Origin of the sequence: Aeromonas sp. QDB62 (assembly GCF_027705695.1) — a bacterium.
In the GTDB taxonomy this organism is placed as follows: Bacteria; Pseudomonadota; Gammaproteobacteria; order Enterobacterales; family Aeromonadaceae; genus Aeromonas; species Aeromonas allosaccharophila.
Genome location: NZ_JAPDCD010000013.1, coordinates 19,352 through 45,464 on the forward strand (window position 1 = coordinate 19,352; position 26,113 = coordinate 45,464).

Sequence of the window (26,113 nt, forward strand, 5' to 3'; positions counted from 1 at the left end):
CAGACGGGTGTCGAAGAGAGTGACAAAGGCCCCGGGGCCTTCAATCAGAGCCAGCCGCGCTCTTTGTAGTAGCGGGCAGCCCCTTCATGCAGCGGTGCAGAGAGACCCACCTTGATCATGTCGGCCTCTTTCAGGTCGGCAAAGGCAGGGTGCAGGCGCTTGAAGCGATCCAGGTTGTCGAACACCGACTTGACCAGCTGATAGACCACTTCCGGATCAGTTTTGGCGCTGGTGGAGAGCACCGCTTTGCCACCGATGGAGGGGGTTGGCTTGTCGCTGCCCTTGTAGATACCGCCCGGGATCTCGGCCTTGCTGTAGTAGCTCTTCTCGGCCAGCAGTTTGTCGATGTCGGCGCCGGTCACAGGTACCAGTACCGCATCGGTGGTGGTGGAGGCTTCCTGAATGGCACCGTTCGGGTGACCCACGAAGTAGCTCATGGCGTCGATGTTGTTGTCACCGAGGGCGGAGGCCTGTTCGGCCGGTTTCAGCTCGGAGACCAGACCGAAGTCGCCCTTCTTCCAGCCTTTGACCGCCATGATCTCTTCCATGGTGTCACGCTGGCCGGAGCCCGGGTTGCCGATGTTGACGCGCTTGCCCTTCAGATCGTCGAAGCTGGCGATCTTGGCATCGCGGCGAGCCAGGATGGTGAACACCTCGCTCTGCAGGGAGAAAACGGCGCGAATGTCATCCATGGCACCTTCGGCTTGGAACGGCGGCAGCCCTTTCATCGCCTTGAACTGGTGGTCGGATTGCATGATGCCGAAGTTGAATTCGCCGCTACGGATGCCGTTGACGTTGGCAACACCGCCACCGCTGGCCGGGGCGTTGCACTTGATCTGGTGATCGGCGGCGCCGCGATTGAGGAAGCGGCAGATGGACTGGCCAGCGACATAGTAAACGCCGGTCTGACCGCCGGTGCCGATGGTCACGAAGCGCTCCTGCGCTTGTACCGGACCACCGAATGAGACACCGACCAGAGCCGCCGACAGGGCGCACGCCAAAGTTAATCCTTTCATTTTTTCTCCCTTTTCTTTGATTTTGTTTATCCGTTCCCCGGATAAATTGATGGCAACCCCGTTCTGCGCCGGGCTTGCCCACTCTTCTCGTTGCACGAAAGCGGGGGAGTTGATCACCCCTTTCCGGCAGTCACCCCATCCTGTGGTGAGGCTACCGACCTCCTGTCGGTCGAAGATAAATTGGCCCCTGAGGGGCCAAATAAAAAGTTGCAAGCACTCCGATTAAGCACATTCACCCAACATAAATCAAACGAAATGGCAAAATCACGGAGTTAAATCTTGAGAAACATGACCTCGATCATTCATTTTCTAGCCGCAGATTAATTTGATATGAAGGGAAATGGAAGAGGGAAAAACTACGAGAGGATTCTTATGCGGCCCTTGCGTGACAAGGGCCGGAGTCATGATGGATCAGTTGGCCGGGGCGGCCAGATCCAGGATAAAGGCGTATTCCAGCGCGATATCCTCGTAGGCTTTGAAGCGGCCCGACTTGCCACCGTGGCCGGCGTCCATGTCGGTGTTCAGTAACAACTTGTTATCATCCGTTTTCAGCTCGCGCAGCTTGGCGACCCACTTGGCGGGCTCCCAATACTGCACTTGCGAGTCGTGCAGCCCGGTGGTGACCAGCAAGTTGGGGTAGGCTTGCGCCTTCACCTGATCGTAGGGGCTGTAGCTCTTCATGTAGTCGTAGTAGCGCTTCTGGTTCGGGTTGCCCCACTCGTCATACTCCCCGGTGGTGAGGGGGATGGACTCGTCCAGCATGGTGGTGACCACATCGACGAACGGCACCTGCGCCACCACGCCGCGATAGAGTTCTGGCGCCTGATTGATGACGGCCCCCATCAGCAGACCACCGGCGCTGCCGCCCATGGCGTAGACCTGATCTTTGGCACCGTAGCCTTGCTCCACCAGCGCCTTGGTGACATCGATGAAGTCATTGAAGGTATTCTGTTTTTTCAGCAACTTGCCATCTTCGTACCAGTGGCGGCCCAGCTCTTCACCACCCCGGATATGCGCAATGGCGTAGACGAAGCCGCGATCCAGCAGGCTCAGGCGCGAGCTGCTGAAGTCGGGATCCATGCTGGCGCCGTAGGAGCCGTAGCCATAGACCAGCAGCGGATTCTTGGGCGTATCGGCCTGCTCTTTCTTGAACTTGTCCTTGCGATAGACCAGCGACACCGGCACCGCTACGCCGTCGCGGGCTGTCACCCAGAGTCGCTCGCTGGCGTACTGGTCGGCCTTGAAACCTGCCACCGGCTGCTGCTTGAGCAGGGTGCGCTTGCCGCTCGCCATATCCAGCTCATAGGTGGAGGCGGGGGTGGTCATGGAGGAGTAGCCATAGCGCAGGGCGCTGGTATCCGGCTCCGGGTTGTAGGCGAGCCAGGTGACATAAGCGGGATCGTCGAAGGCGATCTCCTTCTCGTCACCGCTCTGCCAGTTGATCTGGCGCAGTCGGGTCAGCCCCTTGTTGCGCTCCTCCAGCACCAGCCAATCCTTGAACAGGGCGTAGCTCTCCAGCAGCACGTCCGGATTGGGGGCGATCACCGCCTTCCAGCGATCGACCGGGCTCTCTTTGGTCTCGTAGAGGCCGAAGTTCTTGCCGTCCTTGTTGGAGCGCACATAGAAGCGGCCGCGGTAGTGATCCAGGCTGTATTCGTGGTCCACCTGACGGGGCAGGAACAGGCGGGGGGCGTGTTCCGGCTGGTTGGCATCGATCAGTCGTGCTTCGCCGGTAGTCGTACTGGAGAGGGCGATGACGATGAAATCTTCCGAGGTGGTGGCGTAGAGGCTGACGTAGAAGGAGTCATCCTTCTCCTCGTAGACCAGCTTGTCCGTGGCCGGATCCGTCCCGAGCGTATGGCGATAGACCTGATAGGGCAGCAGGGTCTGCGGGTGCTTGCGCACATAGAAGACGGTCTTGTTGTCGTTGGCCCACACCAGATTGCCGGAGGTATTTTCCAGCTTGTCGGTGGCCCACTGGCCGCTCTCCAGATCGAGGAACTGGATCTGGTACTGACGACGGGAGAGGAAATCTTCCGCCACAGCCAGCCAGCGGTTGTTGCGGCTCACCTCAAGGGCGCCGAGGGCATAGAACTCGTGCCCTTCAGCCCGCTGGTTGCTGTCGAGCAGCAGGCTCGCCTGCTCTTCGCCGAGCTTGGTGCGCGAATAGATCCCGTACTCCTTGCCCGGCTCATAGCTGGTCTGGTAGCGGTAGCCATTCTTCACATAGGGCACCGACTCATCCTGTTGGGGGATGCGGGCCACCATCTCTTTGTAGAGCTGTTCGCGCAGGGGCTGGGTCGGCTTGAGCATGGCCTCGGTATAGGCGTTCTCGGCCTCGAGGTATTGCAGTACTTCCGGCGCCTGACGCTGGTCGTCGCGCAGCCAGTAGTAGTTGTCGATGCGGGTATCCCCGTGTTTTTTCAGGGTGCGGGGATGTTTGGCGGCCACGGGCGGCTGGATTGGATGTTCGCTTGTCAGCATGACGGGCTCTTCATTGGCATAAGTGGGGGGGAGAACTGTCAGAAAGGCTAGCAGCAGAACTCCTCGGGAAAAGGTAAACATGTCGCATCCTTGGCGCTGGAAAGGGTTGGTAGACCTGAGCATCGGCTCCATGAATTGGCATTAAATCTGCCCCTTGTTGCCGGTGGTTGCAAGCAATCCCTTGTTATTGCAGGAAATGTAATCAAAAAAAGCCGCTATCTCGCGATAGCGGCCCTCTTTCTGGCCATGAGCGGCAAGAGTCCGCTCAGGTGTGCCTCACATGATATGGGAGTGTCCTCTCATGACCAGTCTTCGTCAGCCGGGGTAGCTCGACCAGTGGGTGGTCGCGCCCTCGTTGCTGATACTCAGTACCTCATAGGGATGGCCCGGAATATCCATGCCCGGCGCACTCTGGGGCATGCCCGGAATGGTCAGGCCACGAATTGCCGGTTTTTCCCTGAGCAGCTTCTGCACATCGGCGGCCGGTACATGCCCCTCGATCACATAGCCATTTACGATACCGGTATGGCAAGAGGCCAGTTCCGGCGCGATACCGTATTGCTGCTTCACTGCGCCGAGCTGCTCGGTTTCGATGACCTCCAGTTCGAAGCCATTCTGCTCCATGTGCTCGTTCCAGCTTTGGCAGCAGCCACAATATCTGGATTTGTAGACGGTCATCTTCTCGGCCGCGAGAGCCGAAAAGCTGACGGTACCGGCCAGCATGGCCAGTAACAGGGGTTTGTACATCACTCACCTCAGATTGAAAGAAAAGATGCCCGATACGGGATGCGTTTCAGATCTGGGTGCGTGGGGGACGTTCGAGCCGCTCGCACGGGGCGTCCGGCATAAAGAGAGAGGGGGAGGCGAAGTCGGGGGTATCCGGTTCCAGCACGGCGACCGTCAGGCTGTCGCTGCCTACCAGTGTCATCGAGAGGGCGGTGGTAAAGCTGCCGCAGGGCATCGCTTTTTCCAGGGTACGCTCGCTCTGGCTGCAGTGGGTGGTCAGGGTACAGAGGTCGGTTGCGGCCCGGCTGCCAAACGACATCAACACCAGCACCAGACTCCACAAGGGGAGCCAGCGACGGGCGTGAGCGAGTTGGCGACGGGTGAGAACCATGGAATGACTCGAAAATAACAAGGGGCACATGGTAACCCTGTGCCCCGGGGGAGGGTCAAGCCCTCCCCATGGTGTCAGTCAGCCCGGATTCAAGGTTGCTGACGGGTCGCCGCCAGCACGATCTCGCGCACGCAGACGTTGGCAGGCTGGTTCCAGGCGTAGAGCACCGCATCGGCGATCACTTCCGGCGCAATAACGCCGCCCATCTGATCTTTCCAGTCGTGGTAACCGGCCTTGATGTTCTCGTCAGTGGTATGGCTGAGCAGCTCGGTCTCGACCGCACCCGGGGCAATGGTCACCATCCGTACGCCCACATCGGCCACCTCTTCGCGGATGTTCTCGGTCAGGGCGTGGACGGCGAACTTGGTGGCGCAGTAGGCAGCATGGCTCGGGAAGGTCTTGCGACCGGCGATGGAGCTGATGTTGATGATGGTGCCGCTGCGGCGCTCCTTCATCCCGGCCAGCACCGCGTGGACGCCGTTCAGCACCCCCATCACGTTGATGTTGAGCATCTGCTGCCACTCGGCCGGATCCTGCACGTCAGCCTGACCCAGCAGCATGACGCCGGCGTTGTTGACCATGCAGCCGACCGGGCCAAATTTGGCTTCCGCCTGCTGGACGGCGGCCTTCATGGCGGCGGTGTCGGTCACATCGACCCCGATGCAGAGGGTATCGGGCAGGTTCAGTGCCTGCATCGGCTCGACCCGGCGGGCCAACAGCAGCAGCGGATGACCGGCGGCAGAGAAGGCACGGGCGATGGCGGCACCGATCCCGGCGGAGGCGCCGGTGATCACGACGAGAGATTTGGACATGGGTCTTTCCTTCTGATTCAAGAGTCGGTTTGAGCAAACAGGTGGCTGGCCAGCACGGAACCCAATCACTATAGTCACTGCATCTATAAGTGATAAATATTGTTTTCCGCTGGTTATCATCTGAAAAAACTATGGTTGGGCTTATGCTGGACTTGAGATTGCTGCGTTTCTTCATCGCCATCTATGAAGAGAAGAACATCACGGCGGCGGCCGAGCGCTGCCACGTCAGCCAGCCCTCCCTCTCGGCGGGACTGCGCCAGCTGGAAGAGGCGCTCGGTGACAGTCTGTTTGTCCGGGGCAAGAAGGGGGTGGTGGCGAAAGATCCGGCCCACTATCTCTATCCCCACGCGGTCAAGCTGGTGGAGGAGGCGCGCCGTCTGCCGGAGTTGTTTCGCCAGAAAGCGACGCGCGCGAAGCTCAATATCGCCATCATGCCGGACTTGAGTCGCCGCTGGGTGGCCGGGCTGCTGCAGCAAGTACAGCGCGTGCTGCCGCAGCTGGATCTCACCCTCTCCGACTACACCACGCCCGCCGACTGCCGCTTGACGCTGGATGCCCTGCGCCGGGAGGACGAGATCTTCCTGCCGCTGTGGGAGGAGGATTACGTGCTCTGCGTGCCGGTCCACCATCCCCTGGCCAGCCGCGAAAGGATCGAGCTGGCCGAGCTGCAACATTATGATTTTATTGAGTGCCCGCCCTGCGAAGCCCATCAGCAGACTATCGGCCTGCTGGCCTGTGACCGCCTTACCCTCAATCTGGTGGCCAAGGCCGAGAGCAAGGGGCTGGTGATGGCGCTGGTGCTGGCGGGGGTCGGCATCAGTTTTCTACCGGACGGGCTGGTGGAGGATGAGGCGGGGCTCTGTACCCTGCCGGTGAGCGGGCCGCGGATGTTTCGCCGGATTGGGCTCTGCTATCCCGCCCACCAGACCCTCAATCCGGCGCTGCGGGAGCTGATCCCCGAGTTGGCAGGTTATGGCGCTTCCTGATAAGGTCGCTTTCCGGTGCACCTTTACGATGCAGCTCCCCAGACTCCCCTTTTCTGTTTACCGTGCCTTGCACTGCAAGGCTTTGTTCGGGTGATGTGGTCATGAAACGCATTCTGGTAATTTTTTCCCATCCCGCTCTGCAGAGCTCGCGGGCCAACAAGCAGCTGTTGCAGGCGATTGAGGGGCTGGAGGGGGTCACGGTTCACGACCTCTACCAGCACTATCCCGACATGTTCATCGATGTGAAGCGGGAGCAGGCGCTGCTCTGTGAGCACGACATCATCGTCTTTCAGCACCCGTTTTACTGGTACTCCTGCCCGGCCATCATGAAGGAGTGGATGGATCTGGTGCTGGAGTACGGCTACGCCTACGGCCCCGAAGCCCATGCCCTCAAGGGCAAGCAGTGGCTGAGCGCCATCACCACCGGCGGGGCGCCGGAGTCCTACTGCAGCGAGGGGTACAACAGCCGACCGCTGCTCGATTTTCTGCTGCCATTTCAGCAGGCTGCCACCTTGTGCGGCATGAACTGGCTGCCCCCCTTCGTGCTGCACTCCTTTCACAAGATCAAGGATCCCGCCGCCCTTCGCCGTTGTGGGCAGGATTACCGCCAGCTGCTTTGTGCCTTGCGTGATGATCACTTGACCCCGGAGCAGTTGGCTGGGCGCCCTTATCTGCGCGACTTGCTGGAGGTGCTTTGATGAAATACGGGCAGCTTGTTGGCCGAGCGCATGAGCCGGATCAGACCTTCACACGGAGGGCTGACTGATGGGCCACGGGATCCTGTTTGATGCCTTTATCTACCTCTCTGCCGCCGTTATCGCGGTGCCGCTGGCCAAACGCTGGGGGCTGGGCTCGGTGCTCGGCTACCTGCTGGCGGGGATCATCATAGGCCCCTTCCTGCTGGGGTTGGTGGGCGAACAGAAGGATGTGATGCACTTCGCCGAGTTTGGCGTGGTGCTGATGCTGTTTCTGGTCGGGCTGGAATTGCGTCCGGCCCTCTTGTGGCAGCTGAAGGGGCCGATCCTCGGCACCGGCGGCCTGCAGGTGCTGCTCACTACGGCGGCGCTGACCGGCGTGGCGCACCTGATCGGTCTGCCGCTGCAACAGGGGCTGGCCATCGGCCTGATCCTGGCGCTCTCCTCCACCGCCATCGTGTTGCAGAGCCTGCAGGAGCGCAAACTGATGCAGAGCGAGAGCGGTCGCTCCGCTTTTGCCGTGTTGCTGTTTCAGGATATTGCGGTCATTCCGATCCTGGCGATCCTGCCGCTGCTGGCCATCGCGCCGGTCGCCAGCAATGGCGGCTCCGAACTGGCGGGTTGGCAACATGGTCTGCTGGTGGTCGCGGCGATATCCGGCATCGTGCTGGGTGGCCACTACCTGATGCGGCCGGTGTTTCGCGCCATCGCCCAGTCCCATATGCGGGAGATCTTCGTCGCCGCCGCCCTGCTGCTGGTGATCGCCATCGCGGTGCTGATGGAGTCGGTGGGCCTCTCGCCCGCTCTTGGCTCCTTCCTCGCCGGTGTGGTGCTGGCCGACAGCGAATATCGCCACGAGCTGGAGGCGGACATAGAGCCGTTCAAGGGCTTGCTGCTCGGTTTGTTCTTTATGTCGGTGGGGGCGGGGATCGATTTTGGCCTGTTTGCCGAGCACCCCTTCCTCATCCCTACGCTGGTGGTTGGTTTGATGGCGCTCAAATGGCTGGTGCTGATGGCGCTCGGCTTTGCCATCCGCATCTCGCCGAGTCAGCGCTGGACCTTCGCACTGGCGTTGGCGCAAGGGGGCGAGTTTGCCTTCGTGCTCTTTTCGTTTGCGGCGCAAAACCGGGTGTTGCCCGGTGAGACCATCTCGCTGCTGACGCTGGTGGTGGCGCTCTCCATGGCGTTGACCCCGCTGCTGCTGATCCTCAACGATCGGGTGATCCAGCCCTGGTTCGATTACCGTAACCAGAGCGACACACCGCAGCATGAGCAACCTGAGCTGGTGGAGCATCCGGTGATCATCGCAGGCTTCGGCCGCTTCGGTCAGATCGTGGGGCGTCTGCTGCATGGTCACGGCATCGGCACTACCATCCTCGAGCAGGATGCCAGCCAGATAGAAACGCTGCGCAAGTATGGCTATCAGGTCTTCTATGGCGATGCCAGCCGGATCGATTTGCTCCATGCCGCAGGGGCGCACAAGGCGAAGTTGCTGGTGCTCTCCATCAACGATCCTGCCACCTCGCTGGCGGTGATTGAGATGGTGCAGAAGCACTTCCCGCACCTGAAGATCCTGGCGCGAGCGCTGGATCGACCCCATGCCCACGAGATCCTGCGGCACGGGGTCGAGAGCGTGCACCGGGAAACCCTGGGCTCGGCGGTCGATCTGGGGGTGGAGGCCCTGACCCAGCTTGGGTTTAGAGCCAACCAAGCCTGGCGGGCGGGGCAGACCTTCAAGCAGCACGATAACTGGTTGTTGCGCGAGCAGGTCAACTATCTGGACGACGAACACACTTATATCAACAAGAGCCTGCAATACCGGGAGATCCTCTCCGATCTGTTGCAAGACGACGAGGAGGGGCAGGAGCGTATCCATGCCCACAACTGGAACAGCGGGCTACCCGACGACGACAAGGAAGCAAAATGATTGCCTATTACCCCATGTTCAAACACCTACATATGACGCTGGCGCTGGTCAGTCTGCTGCTCTTTATCTATCGCTGGAGTCTGGCGCTGGCCGGCAGCGATCGGTTGCAGCAGAAGTGGCTGAAGATCCTGCCCCATATCAACGACACCTTCCTGCTGCTGTTTGGTGTGCTGCTGGCGGTGACCTTGCAGCTGAGCCCCGGCCAACAACCCTGGCTGATGGCCAAGCTGATGGCACTGGTGCTCTATATCGGTCTGGGTGTCATGGCGCTCAAGCGCCCGGCCCGCGGTCAGAAGCTGGTGGCCGGTGTGGCGGCGCTGGCGGTGTTTGGCTACATGGTCGGTGCAGCCATCACCAAGTCAGCCTGGTCGTGGCTGCTGTAAATGATTCGGGGGAGGTACGCCTCCCCCTATCGAGATATTATTCTGTTTAATTATTTTATTTTGGATTGTTTACCTGTCGCAAGTTCATCCCCTAGAACTTTAATTTGATGGTTTTGTTGCTGATTTTATCCCTCTCCGCCCCTGCTTTTTTCATATTTTCTCTTATATATCAACATCATGATTGTGTTTGTATGAAAATGGCGACAGTTGTCGCAGCAAAACTTGCGACATAGACTGTCGCAAGTCACGACTAGCATACAGTCAACGCTAAACCAGTGAAGGCAAGCACCATGAGCAAGAAGCTGTTACGACAACTGACCTTGGCGCGTTGCATCCCGCACCGCCCTTACAAGCTGACCGCCAGCCAACTCCAGGTAAAACTGGAAGAGGAAGGTATCCACGTCAGTCTGCGTACCGTGCAACGGGACCTGGAGGAGATGTCCGGCATGGGACTGTTCGACCTCACCTCGGACGAGCGCAGCAAACCCCATGGCTGGTGCTTCGAGCGCCACGGCCTCAATGACTTTGCCAATATCATGCCGCTCTCGCTGGCTGTGGCCCTGAAAACCTGGAGTGATCAGGCGAGCCAACTGTTGCCGGCGAGTGTACTGACCGAATTGAATCCGCTGGTCGACAAGGCGAGCCAGGTGATCCGCGACAGCCAGAGTGAACTGGCCGAACGCTGGCTGGAGAGTGTCCACCAGTCACCGCGTCCGTTTGCCGGCAACCCGGAGATCCGCCGCAGCACCCTGATCCGCGATGCGCTCTGGCGTGGTCGCAAGTTCAGTGCCGAGATCCAGCGCGTGATCAAAGAGCGCACCGTGTGGCTCTGCTACGACCGTATCAACCCGCTCGGCATTCTCAATCAGCCGGACGGTCCGATCCTGCTCTGCACCCTGTCCGAGCTGGATCCCAAGGTCTACGGTATCCCGTTTGACCATATCAAGAACGTGGAGCTGACCAACTTCAGCGCCACCCAGCCGAAGGATTTCAATATCCAGAAGCTGATCCGCGATCAGGGCTATCAGGATGTGAGCGGCCCGATCCGCTTCGTCGGCCGGATCGATGCCAACAGCCAGTCGCTGGTGGATAATCAGATCCCCGGCAACAACCCGCGCATGACCCGCTATGACAAGCGCAGCGTGGTGGTGGAGACCGAAGTGCAGGACACCCCGGAGTTTCGCAGCTGGCTGAACAACATCAGCGGTGAACTGGAGGTGCTGGCACCGGAATCGCTGCGCAAGGCCTATCTCAATCCGGCCAACCGCTTGAGCTGATTAAGAAATTGCATGTGAAGAGTCGAGCCTGGTCTCGGCTCTTTTTTTTTGCTGTTTTTTTAAGCATATTTATTCAACTAATTTTTAAGTCTTAACGACAGGATTGAACCGTTTTCCTGCCCCGTTTTTGGGGGCGAAACCCGTGTAAGAGATCTGCCATAGCCACTGTAAGAGGCTGGCGCTTTGAACCGTACGCGAAGCCATGCCAGAATGATCGAGATTTCCTGTGAAACTAATTAACTATCTGATATTAAAGGGTTAGTTTTTAAGTTTGTTTTTTGAAATGGGAGCGGCATCAGATCTTTATCATCGGATGGCCCTTGTTCGGGGTGCGCATTTCCTTACTATGGGTCTCACAAGGACGGAGCTGGTCCGGCAGGATGCAGGGCAGCGCATAAAGATGGAATAGTCCGCAGGATGTGGACAAGGGACACCTCAGGATGAGCTCGATAATCAGGATGATTATCGTCACGGATGAATAAAGGAACACCGCAGGACGCGGCAGGACACTCTCGGGATGAGAGCAGAACGAACGGAACCTCGTTCTTCAGGATGAACAGGACCTCGCCGGATGCGAGAGGAATACTTCAGGATGAAGTGAGATAACCCGGATGGTTATCGGTCAGGAAGACGCAAGGACCCCCACAGGACGTGGTAATGGACACCTCCAGGATGGAGACAGTGAAGCAGTTCAGGATGAATTGCCAGGCCAGGAACGCCGCAGGACACGCCAACGGATTGGAAAGGGGATATTCCAAAGGATTAGGATAACGTCAGGGATTGCAGGGAGCATTGCAGTTCTACGGACAGGACGACACGACTCTAGGGGACGGCTACCGCCGTCCCCTTTTCTTTTATGGTTTGCCCGAGAGATTGCCGCGCTGGGCGGCGTTGACGATCTCTTGCAGGCGCTGACGAATGTCGACCATGCCAAACACACCAAATATCAGCACAGTGACAAACTCGGTCTTGGTGACCGCGAAGTAGCGTTTGCAAGCTGCCTTGATCATGCTGGCCTGCAGCCAGTGCAGCAGCGCGACAATTACGCCGCAGACCGGCAGAAAACCGTTGAGTTTGCCGGGCAGCGGGGCAATCAGGCTCACCAGCACGCCAAACCAGAAGAACAGTACCAGCCCCATCGCCAGCAGATTAAAGACTCGCTTCATTGTTTACCTCCCTTAGATAGAGTTGGTAGCAGACCTGGCCTGCTTGTTTGTCCTTGAGCAACTGCCAGCTGGCAGGCAGCGCCAGATCGGCCATCTCTTTTTCCCGCTCCAGATAGATCAGGGCATCCGCTGCCAGCCAGCCGCGCTGCTCCAGCAGTTCGCAAACTTGCGGCAGCAGCTCGCGGCGAAACGGTGGATCGAGGAACACCAGATCGAAAGGGGTGGCAGGGCCTTGCAGCCAGCTCACCGCATCAGACTGGATCACCTGACCCTGACTGCTGCCGAGGGCGGCCAGATTCTTCTTGATCTGGTCGGCGGCCCCCTTGTCCATTTCGATCAGGGTCACCTGCTCGGCATAGCGCGACAGCGCCTCCAGGCCGAGTCCACCGCTGCCGGCAAACAGGTCGAGGCAGCGGGTGCCGCGAATGTGGGGGGCTAGCCAGTTGAAGATGGTCTCTTTGACGCGATCCGTGGTGGGTCTGAGCCCTTCCACATCCTTGACCGGCAATTTGCGGCCTCGCCACTGGCCGCTGATGATTCTTACAAAGCCCGATTTTCCTTGCGGGGCGGGACTCTTGCTCGGGTTGCTACGGCTGGATTTCACTCTGGGCATCGCGTTTCATCGTCAGAAAATAAAGTGGTAGTATAAGGCGGTTCATTTTTATGCCGACCCGCCAAGGGACGGCTATCTTAGCAGTCAGCCTTTGATGTGAGTATTTTTAGATGGCAAAAGGTTTGTTTTCCTGGCTGGGTTTCGGCCGCAAGAAAGAAGAGGCTGAGGCTGTCCAACCACAGACACCCCAAGCCACCCCCGTTACCGTTGAGCCCGAGGTCGCTGCTACCCCCGCTCCCGTTTCCGATAGTACGCCGGCTGTTGCCCCCGAAGTGCCTGCCAGCGCACACAATACCGTTTTGCAAGATGATTGCTGCCTGCCGACCGAGCTGGACGACCACGGTCCGCTGGTGGTTGAGGAGTGCGCCTCCGATCTGGAGCCGGTGATCGTCAACGAAGCGCTGCTCGCCGAAGAGGAACGTGCAGCCGCAGAGGCGCAAGCTGCCGAAGCCGCTCGTATCGCGGCAGAAGCACAAGCTGCCGAAGCTGCTTGTATTGCCGCAGAAGTGCAGGCTGCGGAAGAAGCTCGTATCGCTGCCGAAGCCCGCGCCGCGGAAGAGGCCCGAATTGCAGCCGAAGCCCGCGCCGTAGAAGAAGCGCGTATCGTCGCCGAAGTCCGCGCTGCGGAAGAGGCTCGTATTGCTGCCGAAGCTCGTGCTGCAGAAGAGGCTCGCATTGCTGCTGAAACCCGTGCAGCGGAAGAGGCCCGTATCGCCGCCGAAGCTCGTGCTGCAGAAGAGGCTCGTATTGCTGCCGAAGTCCGTGCCGCGGAAGAAGCCCGTATTGCCGCCGAAGCTCAGGCTGCAGAAGAGGCTCGTATTGCTGCCGAAGTCCGTGCCGCGGAAGAAGCCCGTATTGCCGCCGAAGCCCGCGCCGCGGAAGAGGCTCGCATTACTGCCGAAGCCCGTGCTGCGCAAGAGGCTCGTATTGCAGCCGAAGCCCGCGCTGCAGAAGAAGTGCGTATTGCCGCTGAAGCTCAAGCTGCGGAAGAAGCGCGTATCGCCAAAGAGGCCCAGCGAGCGGAAGACCTGCGGCTGGTCGCCGAGATGGAGGCTGAGGCCGCCGCGCTGGCCGCCCTGCCACTGGCCGCCAAGGTGGACGACGACACTCAGGACAAACCGCAGCGGGAGGGCTTCTTTGCTCGCCTCAAGCGCAGTCTGGTGCGCACCAAGGAGAATATCGGCTCCGGCTTCTTCGGTCTGTTCCGTGGCAAGAAGATTGACGATGAGCTGTTCGAAGAGCTGGAGACCCAGTTGCTGACCGCCGATCTCGGCGTGGATACCACCACTCGCATCATCGAAGGCCTGGTGCAGCATGCGGATCGCAAACAGCTCAAGGATGCCGAGGCGCTCTATGGCCTGCTCAAACAGGACATGGGCGAGATGCTGGCCAAGGTCGAGCAGCCGCTGGTGATCGACACCAGCAAGAAGCCTTACGTGATCCTGATGGTCGGCGTGAACGGCGTCGGCAAGACCACCACCATCGGCAAGATGGCCAAGCAGTTCCAGGCCGAAGGCAAGAGTGTGATGCTGGCGGCGGGTGATACCTTCCGTGCCGCTGCGGTCGAGCAGTTGCAGGTTTGGGGTCAGCGCAACAATATTCCGGTGATCGCCCAGCATACCGGTGCCGACTCCGCTTCCGTGATTTATGACGCCATCGAGGCTGCCCGCTCCCGCGGCGCCGATGTGTTGATCGCCGACACCGCCGGTCGCCTGCAGAACAAGAGCAACCTGATGGAAGAGCTCAAGAAAGTGGTGCGGGTGATGAAGAAGCTGGACGAAGAGGCCCCTCACGAGGTCATGCTGACCCTGGATGCTGGCACCGGGCAAAATGCGTTGAGCCAGGCCAAGCTGTTCAGCGAGGCAGTGGGCCTGACCGGTATCACCCTGACCAAGCTGGATGGGACGGCCAAGGGCGGCGTCATCTTCGCGGTGGCCGACAAGTTCCAGATCCCGATCCGCTATATCGGGGTGGGCGAGGGGATCGACGATCTGCGTCCCTTCGTTGCCAACGACTTCATCGAGGCGCTCTTTAGCCGCGATGAATAAGTCCGGCCGCGATGAGTCAGCTCAGCCGTGATGAGTAAGTGTTCCATACCCCGACTCCGGTCGGGGTTTGTCAATTTCAGGGAACCGTTATGATTCGTTTTGACAAGGTCAGCAAGGTATACAGCGGCGGCCATCAGGCGCTGCAAAAGGTCAGCTTTCACCTGCGCAAGGGGGAGATGGCCTTTCTGACCGGGCACTCGGGGGCGGGCAAGAGTACCCTCCTCAAACTGATCAGCGTGATGGAGCGCCCGACCGATGGTCGCGTCTTCTTTCATGGCGACGATGTCAGCCATATCCAGCGCAGCCAGATCCCCTATGTCCGCCGCCAGATCGGGATGATCTTTCAGGATCACCGGCTGTTGATGGACCGCACCGTGTTCGACAACGTGGCGCTGCCGCTGGTGATCGATGGCTACAGCCACGCCGATATCAACAAGCGGGTCGCGGCGGCGCTCGATAAGGTGGGGTTGCTCGGCAAGGAGCGTTACCAGCCGCGCCAGCTCTCCGGTGGTGAGCAGCAGCGGGTCGGTATCGCCCGTGCCATCGTCAACAAACCGCCGCTGCTGCTGGCGGATGAACCGACCGGTAACCTGGACCCCCAGCTCTCCATGGACATCATGCGGCTATTTCAGGAGTTCAACAATTTTGGGGTCTCGGTGCTGATTGCCACTCACGATCTGGGACTGATCGCCCGCATGCGCTATCGCACCCTGACCCTCAAGGCGGGCCGCATGTATTCGGCCGGGGAGGAGCTCTGATGGCTATCGTTCGTCATAAACAACCGCCGCTGCGCCGTCTGATGATGTACGGGGTTGACCATGTGCGGCAGGCGTTTGCCAGTCTCGGGGAGTTGTGGCGCAATCCGCTCGCCTCCCTGATGACGCTGGCGGTGCTCGGCGTCAGTCTGGCGCTGCCCTCCTGCTTCCACGTGCTGCTGAAAAACGCCGAGGTAGTGGAGGGGAGCTGGCAGACCAGCTCCCAGATCTCCCTTTACCTGCGCAAGGATCTGCCGGAGCAGAGCATTCTCGATCTGCAGCACCGGATCCTGCTCTATCCCGAGGTGGATTCGGTCACCTATCTGAGCCGTGACGATGCCCTGCGGGAGTTTCGCGAGATCTCCGGCTTCGGCGATGCCCTCGATTATCTGGACAGCAACCCGCTGCCGCCGGTGTTGAGTGTGATCCCGGATCCACGCTGGCAGAATCCGGAAGGGGCCGCCGAGCTGCTCGGCAAGCTCAACAACGAGGATGGGGTCGAGCAGGGCAAGCTGGATCTGCAGTGGCTGACCCGATTGCAGGGGATCATGAACCTGCTGCGCCACACCATTACCGGTATCGCCGTGTTGCTGCTCTCGGCCGTGCTGCTGATCGTCGGCAATACCCTGCGTCTCAACATCCTCAACCAGCGTTCCGAGATCGAAGTGCTCAAGCTGGTGGGGGCGACAGACTCCTTTATTCATCGTCCTTTCCTCTATACCGGCATCTGGTTCGGGGTGATCGGCGGCATGCTGGCCTGGTGGCTGACCGAAGTGATGGTGATCTGGAGCGAAGGGGTGGTGAAGGAGCTGGCGGGCTTGTATAACAGTAACTTCCGGCTGGTCGGCATGGGGGCGGTAGACGGGATCAATCTGATCTTGCTGGGTGCCCTGCTGGGGCTGATCGCCTCCTGGTTCTCGGTCCATCGCCACATTCGCGACATCGAACCATCCTGATTACTTTATCATCAGGGTAAATCGCTGGATTTTGCGAGGTGGATCAAGTAAAAAAGGGGCCGTTTCTGGCTTGGCCCCCATAGTCAGAGTATTCTGAATAACAATGATCTTCCGGATCTTTGCTGGATCCGTGGAACCTTCTGATTTATAAGCAGTCTATTAAGCTGAAGCATTTATACGAGTGTGGCCCCTCTGCCTTGCTCGTCAGACTTGGCAAGCATGTGAAGGTTGCGAGCTCCGCAACAATGGACTTAGCATGCTACTTTTCGGGGGTCCTTCATTGTGACCCCCTTTTTTTGACTGTTCATTCATGATTCATCCTGCAGGCTTAAGATAAGCCGGTCTAAAACTGGGCATGTTCTTTGATACACGCCGCAGAATGGCATCCGGTCAGTAGACAGACCCTCTCAGGGTGTTAGACTGATTCGATTGAAAAGTAAGAGGTAACAGATGGGAACTTCATTGCAGCGCACTATGGCTCTGATTCCGCAAGGTAGTCTGGAAGGCTATATCCAGGCAGTAAACTCTATTCCGGTGCTGAGCGCAGAGGAAGAGCGTGAACTGGCTGAGCGTTTGCAGCAGGATGGCGATCTCGAGGCTGCCCGTCAGCTGGTTATGTCGCACCTGCGCTTTGTCGTTCATGTCGCCAAGAGTTATGCCGGTTACGGCCTGCCTCAGGCCGATCTGGTACAGGAAGGCAATATCGGCCTGATGAAGGCGGTCAAGCGCTTCGATCCGACGGTCGGCGTACGTCTGGTCTCCTTTGCCGTGCACTGGATCAAGGCCGAAATCCACGAATATGTATTGCGCAACTGGCGCATGGTCAAGGTGGCCACCACCAAGGCCCAGCGCAAGCTGTTCTTCAATCTGCGTAAATCCAAAAAGCGTCTGGGCTGGCTGAACCACGAAGAGGTTCAGGCCGTGGCGGCTGATCTCGGCGTCTCCACAAGCGATGTGACCGAGATGGAAGCGCGGATGGCCAACTACGATCAGGCGTTCGATCTGGTGGGTGACGATGAAGAAGAGGGCGGCTTCGCACCGGTTCACTATCTGGAGGACAAATCCTCCGATCTGGCCGCGACCATCGAGAACGATAACTGGGACGATCACGCGACCCGTCGCCTGAGCTCGGCCCTCGCTACGCTGGATGAACGCAGCCAGCACATCATCCGCGCCCGCTGGCTCGATGATGACAGCAAGACCACTCTGCAGGAGCTGGCCGATACCTACGGCGTCTCTGCCGAGCGTGTGCGTCAGCTTGAAAAGAACGCACTCAAGAAGCTGAAAGATGCCATGGAGGCCTGATGCTTCCTCTCATAAAAACAGGGCCTGATGGCCCTGTTTTTGTTTCGCAAGGATCTGGTCGGCCTTGCTTTGGTTACCCTTGAGTGTGTTATGTTGCCGCCACTGCCACATTAGGGAGAGCAGAAGTGAAACTGTTGAACGACCTGTTTACCAACAACCGTGAGTGGGCCGAACGGATCAAGGCCGAAGATCCCGAGTTCTTTGCCACCCTTTCTGCCCAGCAGGCCCCCGAATACCTCTGGATCGGTTGTTCCGACAGCCGGGTGCCCGCCAACCAGCTGATGGGCTTGCTGCCGGGGGATGTCTTCGTCCACCGCAACGTCGCCAATCTGGTGGTGCATACCGATTTCAACTGCCTCTCCGTGCTGCAATACGCGGTAGAAGTGCTCAAGGTGAAGCACATCATCGTCTGCGGTCACTACGGTTGCGGTGGCGTCAAGGCCGCGATGCAGAACCAGGAGCTGGGTCTCATCGACAACTGGCTGCGCAACATCAAGGATGTCTACTTCAAATATGGTGAAGAGCTCGAGGCCATCGAGGATGAGCATGAGCGCTTCGACTACCTGTGCGAGCTGAACGTGGCCGAGCAGGTCGCCAACGTCTGCCATACCACCATCATCCAGAACGCCTGGCGCAAGGGGCAGGAGCTGGCGGTGCATGGCTGGATCTACGGGATCAAGGATGGCTTGCTGCACGATCTCGATCTCTGCATCAGCGGGCCGGATCAGATCCCCGATGTTTATCGCGCCTGGCCGGACATGCGTCCGCCCCATCGTCGGCGCTAGGGAGCTTCATGGTGGCGCCAGCCCTCTATCTGCAGATCAAGCAGCACATTCTGGACGGGATCCGCGAACGCCACTATCAGGCGGGGGACAGGATCCCGACCGAAGCTGCCCTGTGCGAGCTGTTCACCGTGAGCCGGATGACGGTCAATCGGGCGCTGCGCGAACTGGTGGCCGAGGGGTGGCTGGTGCGTACCGCCGGTTCCGGCAGCTTCGTGGCGGACCGGCGTACCGAATCGCCGCTGCTGGCCATTCGCAACATCGCCGACGAGATTGCCGAGCGGGGCAGTGAATACAGCGCCCGGGTGATCCGCCTGCAACGGCTGGCCGCCGACGAGAAGGTAGCGGTACAACTGGGACTGCGGGTTGGCGCCCCCATCTTTCACAGCCTGATCGTCCATCAGGCCGATGGCGAGCCACTGCAGCTGGAGGAGCGCTTCGTCGATGCCGGGCGCCTGCCGGGCTATGGCGAGCAGGATTTCACCCGACAAACCCCCAACCGCTATCTGATGGATGTCTGCCCCCTCTCCGAGATGGAGCACGTGGTGGAAGCCGTGTTGCCGAGTGCCGGTGAGGCGGGATTGTTGCAGATCCGCGTAGATTCCCCCTGCCTGTTGTTGCACCGGCGTACCTGGTCGGAGGGGCATCTGGTCTCCTATGCCCGTTTACTCTCCCCCGGTTCCCGCTACAAGCTCAGCTCCAAGGCTCAGTTAGAGTGAATGTCTATACAGCTCTATTTTGCAAAGCCCACCTCCTGGTGGGCTTTTTTGTGCTTAAACTCTAAGTTTGATGCTGTTATCAGGATGTGAACTCCGCTCTTTCTTTCATCATAGAGATCGACTATAAATATATGTATATACATTTGAGGTCGCTATGAACAAGGAACTGTTGAACTGCGAGCGGATCTGGCTCAACGTGACGCCCGCCACCCTGAATGATGAGCTGGCCGACTACGGCTTGTTGCCGCTCCACGCCATCGGTGTGAAGGAAGGCAAGATCCACGCGCTGGTGCCGATGGCCGAGCTGAAGGGCTCCCATCCCACCCACTGGCTGGATATGCAGGGCAAGCTGGTTACCCCCGGTCTTATCGATTGTCACACCCATCTGGTCTTTGCCGGCAGCCGTGCCGAAGAGTTCGAGTTGCGTCAGCAGGGCGTGCCCTATGCGGAGATCGCCCGTCGGGGCGGTGGCATCATCAGCACGGTGCGTGCCACCCGTGCCGCCAGCGAAGAGCAACTGTTCGAGCTGGCGTTGCCAAGGGTGAAATCCCTGATCCGCGAAGGGGTCACTACGGTGGAGATAAAGTCCGGCTATGGCCTGACGCTGGATGACGAACTCAAGATGCTGCGGGTGGCCCGCCGACTGGGAGAGGCGCTGCCGATCCGGGTCAAGACTACATTGCTGGCGGCCCATGCGGTGCCGCCGGAGTATCACGACGATCCTGACAGCTGGGTCGAGACCATCTGTCAGGAGATCATCCCGGCCGCCGCCGAGGCGGGTCTGGCCGATGCGGTGGATGTCTTCTGCGAGCACATCGGCTTCTCGCTGGCCCAGACCGAGCAGGTCTATCTGGCGGCGGATCAATACGGCCTGCCGGTGAAGGGGCACATGGATCAGCTCTCCAATCTCGGCGGCAGCACGCTGGCCGCCCACTTTGGCGCCCTCTCGGTGGATCATCTGGAGTATCTGGATCCGGAAGGGATCCTGGCGCTGGCCCACCGTGGCGTGGTCGCCACCCTGCTGCCCACCGCCTTTTACTTCCTCAAAGAGACCAAGCTGCCGCCGATTGCCGCCCTGCGCAAGGCGGGTGTGCCGATGGCTGTCTCCTCCGACATCAACCCGGGCACCGCCCCCATCGTCTCGCTGCGGATGGCGATGAACATGGCCTGCACCCTGTTTGGCCTGACGCCGGTGGAGGCGATGGTCGGGGTGACCCGCCACGCCGCCAAAGCGCTCGGCGAGCAGGAGCGCCTTGGCCAGCTCAGGGTGGGGATGGTGGCCGATTTCCTGATCTGGCACTGCGCCCATCCGGCCGAGCTGAGCTACATGGTCGGCGTCGATCAGCTGGCAAGCCGCATCTTCAACGGTGAGGAGAGCCTTCATGGATAAGTTCAACCCGGTCGATATGTCGCTCTGGCAAGGGCGGCAGGATCCGGAAGATGGTGAGCTGGCCCTGCGCTGGCACGACAAAGTTCTGCCTTGGCAAGAGGTGCAGCCCTGGGCAGCCGGGGCAAAAGAGGTAGCTGGTGTAGTACTGCTCGGTTTTGCCTGCGACGAAGGGGTGCGCCGCAACAAGGGGCGCATTGGTGCTGTCGGTGCGCCGCAAGCGGTGCGCAAGCTGCTGGCCAACACCGCCTGGCACCTGAACCGGCCCGTCTACGATGGCGGGGATGTGAGCTGCCCCGACGGCGATCTCGACGCCGCCCACGGCCGACTGGCCGAACGGGTCGCCGCCGCGCTCGATCTGGGCCACTTCCCGCTGGTGCTGGGGGGCGGTCACGAGGTTGCTTTCGGCAGCTGGAGTGGCCTCAACCTGCATCTGAGCGGCAGTGGCAAGGTCGGCATTATCAATTTCGACGCCCACTTTGACCTGCGGATGAAACAGGAGCTGGTAAGCTCCGGCACTCCCTTCTTCCAGATCGCCGAGCAGTGCGCCGCTCAGGGTACGCCATTTCACTACGCCTGCCTCGGGGTGGCCGAGACTGCCAATACCCAAGCCCTGTTTGCCCGAGCCAAGGCGCTGGGCGTGTGGCATGTGCTGGATGAGGCGATGACTCAGACCGAGCTGCCAGCCTTGCTAAGCGGGCTGGATGCCTTTATCGCCGATTGTGATCACCTATATCTGACCATCGATCTTGATGTGCTGCCCGGTGCCGTGATGCCGGGGGTGAGCGCCCCCGCCGCCCGTGGCGTGGAGCTGGCGGTGATCGAACCACTGATCGCCCATATCCGGGCCAGCGGCAAGCTCAGGCTCGCCGATCTGGCCGAGTACAACCCGACGCTGGATCAGGACAACCGCAGCGCCCGCGTGGCCGCGCGGCTGGTTCATCTGTTGACCCGTTAACCCTTTGGCCACACATCGCCGAAGGCACCGTATTGATACAACAAGGAGTGTGTATGTCTGTGCAACAGCAGGATCCCCGCCACGATCCCAATCGCGTGATCCGTGCCCCGCGCGGCACCGAACTGACAGCCAAGAGCTGGCTCACCGAGGCGCCGCTGCGGATGCTGATGAACAATCTGGATCCCGAGGTGGCCGAGCATCCCCAGTCGCTGGTGGTCTATGGCGGCATCGGTCGCGCCGCCCGCAACTGGGCCTGCTTTGACAAGATTGTCGAGGTGCTGACCCGGCTGGAGGAGGATCAGACCCTGCTGGTGCAATCCGGCAAGCCGGTCGGGGTGTTCCAGACCCACAAGGACGCGCCCCGAGTGCTGATCGCCAACTCCAACCTGGTGCCGCACTGGGCCAACTGGGAGCACTTCAACGAGCTCGATAAGAAGGGCCTGATGATGTACGGCCAGATGACCGCGGGTTCGTGGATCTACATCGGCACTCAGGGGATCGTGCAGGGTACCTACGAAACCTTCTTCGCGGTGGCCAATCAGCACTTCAACGGCGAGCCTGCGGGCCGCTGGATCCTCACCGGTGGTCTCGGTGGCATGGGCGGTGCCCAGCCGCTGGCTGCCACCATGGCCGGTTTCTCGATGATCGCCGTGGAGTGCGACGAGACCCGTATCGATTTTCGCCTCAAGACCCGCTATGTGGACAAGAAGGCCCACACGCTGGATGAGGCGCTGGCCATGGTCGAGGAAGCCAAGCAGAGCGGCAGCGCCGTCTCCGTCGGTCTGCTCGGCAACGCCGCCGACGTATTTGCCGAACTGGTGGCCCGTGGCATCACGCCGGATGTGGTGACCGACCAGACCTCTGCCCACGACCCGATCCACGGCTACCTGCCGCAGGGTTGGAGCGTTGCCAAGTGGCGCGAGCTGCAACAAAGCGCCCCGCAGGAGGTGAATCTGGCCGCCCGTCGCTCCATGGCCCGTCAGGTGGAGGCGATGCTGACCCTGCAAGCCCGTGGCGCGGCGACTCTGGATTACGGCAACAACATCCGCCAGATGGCGCTGGAGGAGGGGGTGGCGAACGCCTTCGATTTCCCCGGCTTCGTCCCAGCCTACATTCGCCCGCTGTTCTGTGAGGGGATCGGCCCGTTCCGTTGGGTGGCCCTCTCCGGCGATCCGGAGGATATTTACAAGACCGATCAGAAGGTGAAAGAGCTGATCCCGGACGATCCCCACCTGCACAACTGGCTCGACATGGCTCGCGAGCGCATCGCGTTTCAGGGGCTGCCGGCGCGGATCTGCTGGGTCGGGGTCAAGGATCGGGTGCGGCTCGGTCTGGCCTTCAACGAGATGGTGAAAAATGGCGAGCTGAAGGCGCCTATCGTGATTGGCCGCGACCATCTGGATTCCGGCTCGGTGGCCAGCCCGAACCGCGAGACCGAGTCGATGATGGATGGCTCCGATGCCGTCTCCGACTGGCCGCTGCTCAACGCCCTGCTCAACACCGCCGGTGGTGCGACCTGGGTCTCCCTGCACCACGGCGGCGGGGTCGGCATGGGCTTCTCCCAGCACTCCGGCGTGGTGATCGTCTGTGACGGCACCGACGATGCGGCCCGCCGCGTCGGTCGGGTACTGCGTAACGATCCGGCCACCGGCGTGATGCGCCACGCGGATGCGGGTTACGAGATTGCCATCAACTGTGCCCATGAGGCGAAACTGGATCTGCCGATGATTGACGGCGCCCACGGTGTCAAAGGAAAGGTGTAACACCATGTTTGAATTGACTATTACTCCGGGCGAGCTGGATCTTGCCACCCTGCGCCGCGTCAGCCGCGAGCCGGTACATGTTTCACTGGATCCGGCCGCCCTGCCGGGGATCCACGCCTCCGCTGCGGTGGTCACCAAGGTGATCGAGCAGAACCGGGTGGTGTATGGCATCAACACCGGCTTTGGCCTGCTGGCCAACACCCGCATTCCGGTGGAGCAGCTTGACGAGTTGCAGCGCTCCATCGTGCTCTCCCACGCGGCAGGGATTGGCACCTATATGGATGACGCCACCGTGCGGCTGATGATGGTGCTCAAGCTCAACTCGCTGGCGCGGGGCTTCTCCGGCATCCGGCTGGAGGTGCTGGAGGCGCTGATGAAGCTGGTCAATGCCGAGGTCTATCCGGTGGTGCCGAAGAAGGGCTCCGTCGGCGCTTCCGGCGATCTGGCACCGCTGGCCCACATGAGCTGCCTGCTGATCGGTGAAGGCAAGGCGCGCCACAAGGGCGAGCTGATCGACGCCGCCACGGCGCTGAAAATTGCCGGGCTCGAGCCCATCGCGCTGGCGCCAAAAGAGGGGCTGGCGCTGCTCAACGGCACCCAGGCGAGCACCGCCTTTGCGCTGGAGGGGCTGTTCCACGCCGAGGATCTGTTCGCCGGTGCCATCACCATCGGCGCCATGAGTGTGGAAGCCGCCCTTGGCAGCCGCCGTCCGTTCGATGCCCGCATCCACGCGGTGCGCGGTCAGCGCGGCCAGATCGACGCGGCCGCCTGTTATCGTCACCTGCTGGTGGATGGCAGCGAGATCGGCATGTCCCATCACAACTGCGAGAAGGTGCAGGATCCCTACTCATTGCGCTGCCAGCCGCAGGTGATGGGGGCTTGTCTGGCCCAGATCCGCCACGCCGCCGAGGTGCTGGTGTGCGAGGCCAACGCGGTCTCCGACAACCCGCTGGTGTTTGCCGATGACGAGGAGATCCTCTCCGGCGGCAACTTCCACGCCGAGCCGGTGGCCTTCGCTGCCGACAATCTGGCGTTGGCCATCGCCGAGATCGGTTCCCTCTCCGAGCGGCGGATGGCGCTGCTGATCGACTCGCGGATGTCCGGTCTGCCGGCGTTTCTGGTCAACAACGGCGGGGTGAATTCGGGCTTTATGATCGCGCAGGTCACCTCGGCGGCGCTCGCCTCCGAGAACAAGACGCTGGCCCATCCCGCCTCGGTGGACAGCCTGCCCACCTCCGCCAACCAGGAGGATCACGTCTCCATGGCCACCTTCGCCGGTCGTCGGCTGGCAGACATGGCCGAGAATACCCGCGGCATTCTGGCGGTCGAACTGCTGGCGGCGGCACAGGGGCTCGATTTCCGCGCGCCGCTGCGCAGTACCGAGCTGATCGAGCTGGCCAAGGGACGCCTGCGGGCAGAGGTGAGCTTCTACGACAAGGACAGGTACTTCTCGCCGGACATCGAAGCGGCTGCCGAGCTGCTGGCTCAGGCGAGCTACAACGACCTGATCCCGGTCGGGGTGCTGCCCAGCCTGTAAGCCTTGGTCCCCCTTCTCCCCTGGCGGGAGAAGGGTTGGGGATGAGGGAGAAGCCGCTTCACTGGCGCCCGTGAGATCCGGGAGTAGATGATAAAAGACCGCCCAATCGGGCGGTCTTTGCGTTTCTGGCGCTGGTTGAATGCGGTTATTCGTGCTCGAACATCAGGAACAGATAGACCACGAACAACACCAGATGGGTAGCGCCGTGCAGCACATTGGTGCGGCCGCTGCTGAAGGTTACCTTGCACACCATGAGAGTGGTGACCAGCAGCACCATGTCGGCGGCGGAGAGGCCGAGGCGCACCTCCTGACCCAGCATGGCGCCGATAAAGAGCACGGCAGGCACGGTGAGGGCGATGGTGGCCAGCACCGAGCCGAAGTAGAGGTTCATCGCCCGCTGCAGCTGGTTGTTGATGGCTGCCTTGATGGCGCCGACCGCCTCGGGTGCCAGCACGATACAGGCGACGATAAAGCCCCCCAGCGCAGGAGGCGCCGCCATGATCTTCACGCCGAAGTTGATAGGCACGGCCAGGGTCTTGGCCAGCAGTATCACCACCAGCAGATAGGCGAGCAGCAGCAGGGTATGGTAGATGTTGCTCTGCAGCGGGCCGTGGTGCTCCTCGTAATCCTCGTGATCGCTGTCGACGAAGAAGTGGCTGTGGCTGCGGGTCTGGATCAGCAGAAAGACGCCGTAGAGCAGGATCGAGATGATGATCAGCATCCATGACATGGCGCGCGACATGCTGCCGATTGCGCCACCCTCGGTGAAGTTGGGCAGCACCAGACAGAGCAGCGCCAGCGGAATGATGGCCACCAGATAGGATTTGACCCCGTCCAGATTGAAGCTCTGGGTGTGGTAGCGCCAGCCGCCAAACAGCAGGGTGAAGCCCACCAGCCCGGTACTCACCAGCATCACCACCGCAAACATGGTATCGCGCGCCATAGTGGGGTTGGGCTCGCCGGTCAGCATCACCGAGGAGATCATCACCACCTCCAGAGAAATGACCGAGAGAGTGAGGATCAGGGTGCCGAAGGGCTCGCCCAGCTTGATGGCGAGGGCGTCGGAGTGGCGCACCACCGAGAAGATGGCCCAGGTGACGATGGCCAGCAGCCCCGCCGATACCGGAAGATAGATCCCGAGCGGAGTTGTCTCTGTCAGCAGGTCGCTGCCCAGGGTCTTGAAAAAGAGCAGGGTCAGCAGGCCGACGGGCAGGGCAATCTCTTGCCGGATAACTGTCTTCATAGGCAATGGTTCTCATCTCTGGGCGGTCTAAACCGACGGGGTATGGCGAAAGTGGGGCCGAGTCACCGGGGTGACGGCCCCGCCAATGATAAAGGCGATTGCCTGCTCAAGGAAAAATCATTTTGTTACAAGAGATGAGGAGGTCGGGTTTTGCCACTCGACTTCCGATTGATCAAGGCTTGCC

At 60.5% G+C, this 26,113-nt stretch carries 23 protein-coding genes; 15 read left to right on the top strand and 8 right to left on the bottom strand.

The genetic code is table 11. The features are described from left to right. Positions 1 to 44: 44 nt before the first annotated feature. The 5 genes from OKC27_RS08415 to OKC27_RS08435 all read right to left on the bottom strand — a co-directional run bounded on the left by OKC27_RS08415 (position 45) and on the right by OKC27_RS08435 (position 5,429). Positions 45 to 1,016 (bottom strand): TAXI family TRAP transporter solute-binding subunit, encoded by a 972-nt coding sequence (locus OKC27_RS08415; protein WP_042057072.1) that lies wholly within the window; start codon positions 1,014 to 1,016, stop codon positions 45 to 47. Positions 1,017 to 1,427: 411 nt separating this feature from the next. Continuing rightward, complete coding sequence (locus OKC27_RS08420; RefSeq protein ID WP_182938820.1) at positions 1,428 to 3,581, bottom strand: S9 family peptidase; 2,154 nt, start codon at positions 3,579 to 3,581, stop codon at positions 1,428 to 1,430. 234 nt (positions 3,582 to 3,815) lie between these two features. Then, positions 3,816 to 4,247 carry a DUF411 domain-containing protein gene (locus tag OKC27_RS08425; RefSeq protein WP_182938821.1) on the bottom strand — a complete coding sequence of 144 codons (432 nt, stop codon included), beginning with the start codon at positions 4,245 to 4,247 and terminating at the stop codon, positions 3,816 to 3,818. A 46-nt stretch (positions 4,248 to 4,293) separates the two neighbouring features. Further along, on the bottom strand, positions 4,294 to 4,617 hold the full coding sequence (locus tag OKC27_RS08430; RefSeq protein ID WP_005342845.1) for a hypothetical protein: 324 nt from the start codon (positions 4,615 to 4,617) through the stop codon (positions 4,294 to 4,296). Between the two features lie 89 nt (positions 4,618 to 4,706). Continuing rightward, entirely contained in the window at positions 4,707 to 5,429 is a 723-nt protein-coding gene (locus OKC27_RS08435; protein WP_182938822.1) for an SDR family oxidoreductase, read from the bottom strand. Positions 5,430 to 5,572: 143 nt separating this feature from the next. On the opposite strand from OKC27_RS08435, the gene OKC27_RS08440 reads away from it, so the two are divergent. The 5 genes from OKC27_RS08440 (at position 5,573) to OKC27_RS08460 (ending at position 10,697) form a co-directional block, all read left to right on the top strand. Then, complete coding sequence (locus tag OKC27_RS08440) at positions 5,573 to 6,415, top strand: LysR family transcriptional regulator (protein WP_182938823.1); 843 nt, start codon at positions 5,573 to 5,575, stop codon at positions 6,413 to 6,415. 101 nt (positions 6,416 to 6,516) lie between these two features. Continuing rightward, complete coding sequence (gene kefF / locus OKC27_RS08445; protein WP_182938824.1) at positions 6,517 to 7,113, top strand: glutathione-regulated potassium-efflux system oxidoreductase KefF; 597 nt, start codon at positions 6,517 to 6,519, stop codon at positions 7,111 to 7,113. A gap of 67 nt (positions 7,114 to 7,180) precedes the next feature. After that, positions 7,181 to 9,037 (top strand): monovalent cation:proton antiporter-2 (CPA2) family protein, encoded by a 1,857-nt coding sequence (locus OKC27_RS08450; protein ID WP_270693005.1) that lies wholly within the window; start codon positions 7,181 to 7,183, stop codon positions 9,035 to 9,037. After that, a complete protein-coding gene (locus tag OKC27_RS08455) occupies positions 9,034 to 9,420 on the top strand; it encodes a SirB2 family protein (protein WP_182938826.1) in 387 nt (128 codons plus the stop codon). The genes OKC27_RS08450 and OKC27_RS08455 overlap by 4 nt, the downstream gene beginning before the upstream one ends. A gap of 290 nt (positions 9,421 to 9,710) precedes the next feature. Continuing rightward, the gene (locus tag OKC27_RS08460) at positions 9,711 to 10,697 is read left to right on the top strand and encodes a helix-turn-helix transcriptional regulator (RefSeq protein WP_042057084.1); all 987 of its coding nucleotides are present in this window, start codon (positions 9,711 to 9,713) and stop codon (positions 10,695 to 10,697) included. 854 nt (positions 10,698 to 11,551) lie between these two features. Here the strand turns inward: OKC27_RS08460 and OKC27_RS08465 are convergent. Further along, on the bottom strand, positions 11,552 to 11,863 hold the full coding sequence (locus OKC27_RS08465; protein WP_042057085.1) for a DUF1145 domain-containing protein: 312 nt from the start codon (positions 11,861 to 11,863) through the stop codon (positions 11,552 to 11,554). Continuing rightward, a complete protein-coding gene (gene rsmD / locus OKC27_RS08470) occupies positions 11,847 to 12,476 on the bottom strand; it encodes a 16S rRNA (guanine(966)-N(2))-methyltransferase RsmD (protein WP_042057088.1) in 630 nt (209 codons plus the stop codon). The genes OKC27_RS08465 and rsmD overlap by 17 nt, the downstream gene beginning before the upstream one ends. Positions 12,477 to 12,586: 110 nt before the next feature. On the opposite strand from rsmD, the gene ftsY reads away from it, so the two are divergent. From ftsY to hutH, 10 genes are all read left to right on the top strand, one after another. Next, positions 12,587 to 14,524 carry a signal recognition particle-docking protein FtsY gene (ftsY, locus tag OKC27_RS08475; RefSeq protein WP_270693004.1) on the top strand — a complete coding sequence of 646 codons (1,938 nt, stop codon included), beginning with the start codon at positions 12,587 to 12,589 and terminating at the stop codon, positions 14,522 to 14,524. Between the two features lie 89 nt (positions 14,525 to 14,613). Next, positions 14,614 to 15,282: a cell division ATP-binding protein FtsE gene (gene ftsE / locus OKC27_RS08480; protein ID WP_042057091.1), complete on the top strand. Its 669-nt coding sequence runs from the start codon at positions 14,614 to 14,616 to the stop codon at positions 15,280 to 15,282. Beyond that, positions 15,282 to 16,235 (top strand): permease-like cell division protein FtsX, encoded by a 954-nt coding sequence (ftsX, locus tag OKC27_RS08485; protein WP_033137698.1) that lies wholly within the window; start codon positions 15,282 to 15,284, stop codon positions 16,233 to 16,235. The genes ftsE and ftsX overlap by 1 nt, the downstream gene beginning before the upstream one ends. A 450-nt stretch (positions 16,236 to 16,685) precedes the next feature. After that, positions 16,686 to 17,540: an RNA polymerase sigma factor RpoH gene (rpoH, locus tag OKC27_RS08490; protein WP_182938828.1), complete on the top strand. Its 855-nt coding sequence runs from the start codon at positions 16,686 to 16,688 to the stop codon at positions 17,538 to 17,540. Positions 17,541 to 17,665: 125 nt separating this feature from the next. Then, positions 17,666 to 18,325, top strand: a complete 660-nt coding sequence (can, locus tag OKC27_RS08495) for a carbonate dehydratase (protein WP_041206790.1) — start codon at positions 17,666 to 17,668, stop codon at positions 18,323 to 18,325. Between the two features lie 11 nt (positions 18,326 to 18,336). Next, positions 18,337 to 19,041 carry a histidine utilization repressor gene (gene hutC, locus OKC27_RS08500; RefSeq protein ID WP_182939698.1) on the top strand — a complete coding sequence of 235 codons (705 nt, stop codon included), beginning with the start codon at positions 18,337 to 18,339 and terminating at the stop codon, positions 19,039 to 19,041. 154 nt (positions 19,042 to 19,195) lie between these two features. After that, positions 19,196 to 20,431, top strand: coding sequence for an imidazolonepropionase (gene hutI / locus OKC27_RS08505; protein WP_182938829.1), 1,236 nt, complete (start codon positions 19,196 to 19,198; stop codon positions 20,429 to 20,431). Further along, positions 20,424 to 21,386, top strand: a complete 963-nt coding sequence (hutG, locus tag OKC27_RS08510) for a formimidoylglutamase (protein ID WP_182938830.1) — start codon at positions 20,424 to 20,426, stop codon at positions 21,384 to 21,386. The genes hutI and hutG overlap by 8 nt, the downstream gene beginning before the upstream one ends. Positions 21,387 to 21,439: 53 nt before the next feature. Continuing rightward, a complete protein-coding gene (gene hutU, locus OKC27_RS08515; protein WP_182938831.1) occupies positions 21,440 to 23,149 on the top strand; it encodes a urocanate hydratase in 1,710 nt (569 codons plus the stop codon). A 4-nt stretch (positions 23,150 to 23,153) separates the two neighbouring features. Then, complete coding sequence (gene hutH, locus OKC27_RS08520; protein ID WP_182938832.1) at positions 23,154 to 24,686, top strand: histidine ammonia-lyase; 1,533 nt, start codon at positions 23,154 to 23,156, stop codon at positions 24,684 to 24,686. Between the two features lie 145 nt (positions 24,687 to 24,831). Here hutH and OKC27_RS08525 read toward each other — a convergent pair whose 3' ends face one another. Further along, entirely contained in the window at positions 24,832 to 25,929 is a 1,098-nt protein-coding gene (locus OKC27_RS08525; protein ID WP_182938833.1) for a calcium:proton antiporter, read from the bottom strand. Positions 25,930 to 26,113 lie beyond the last annotated feature (184 nt).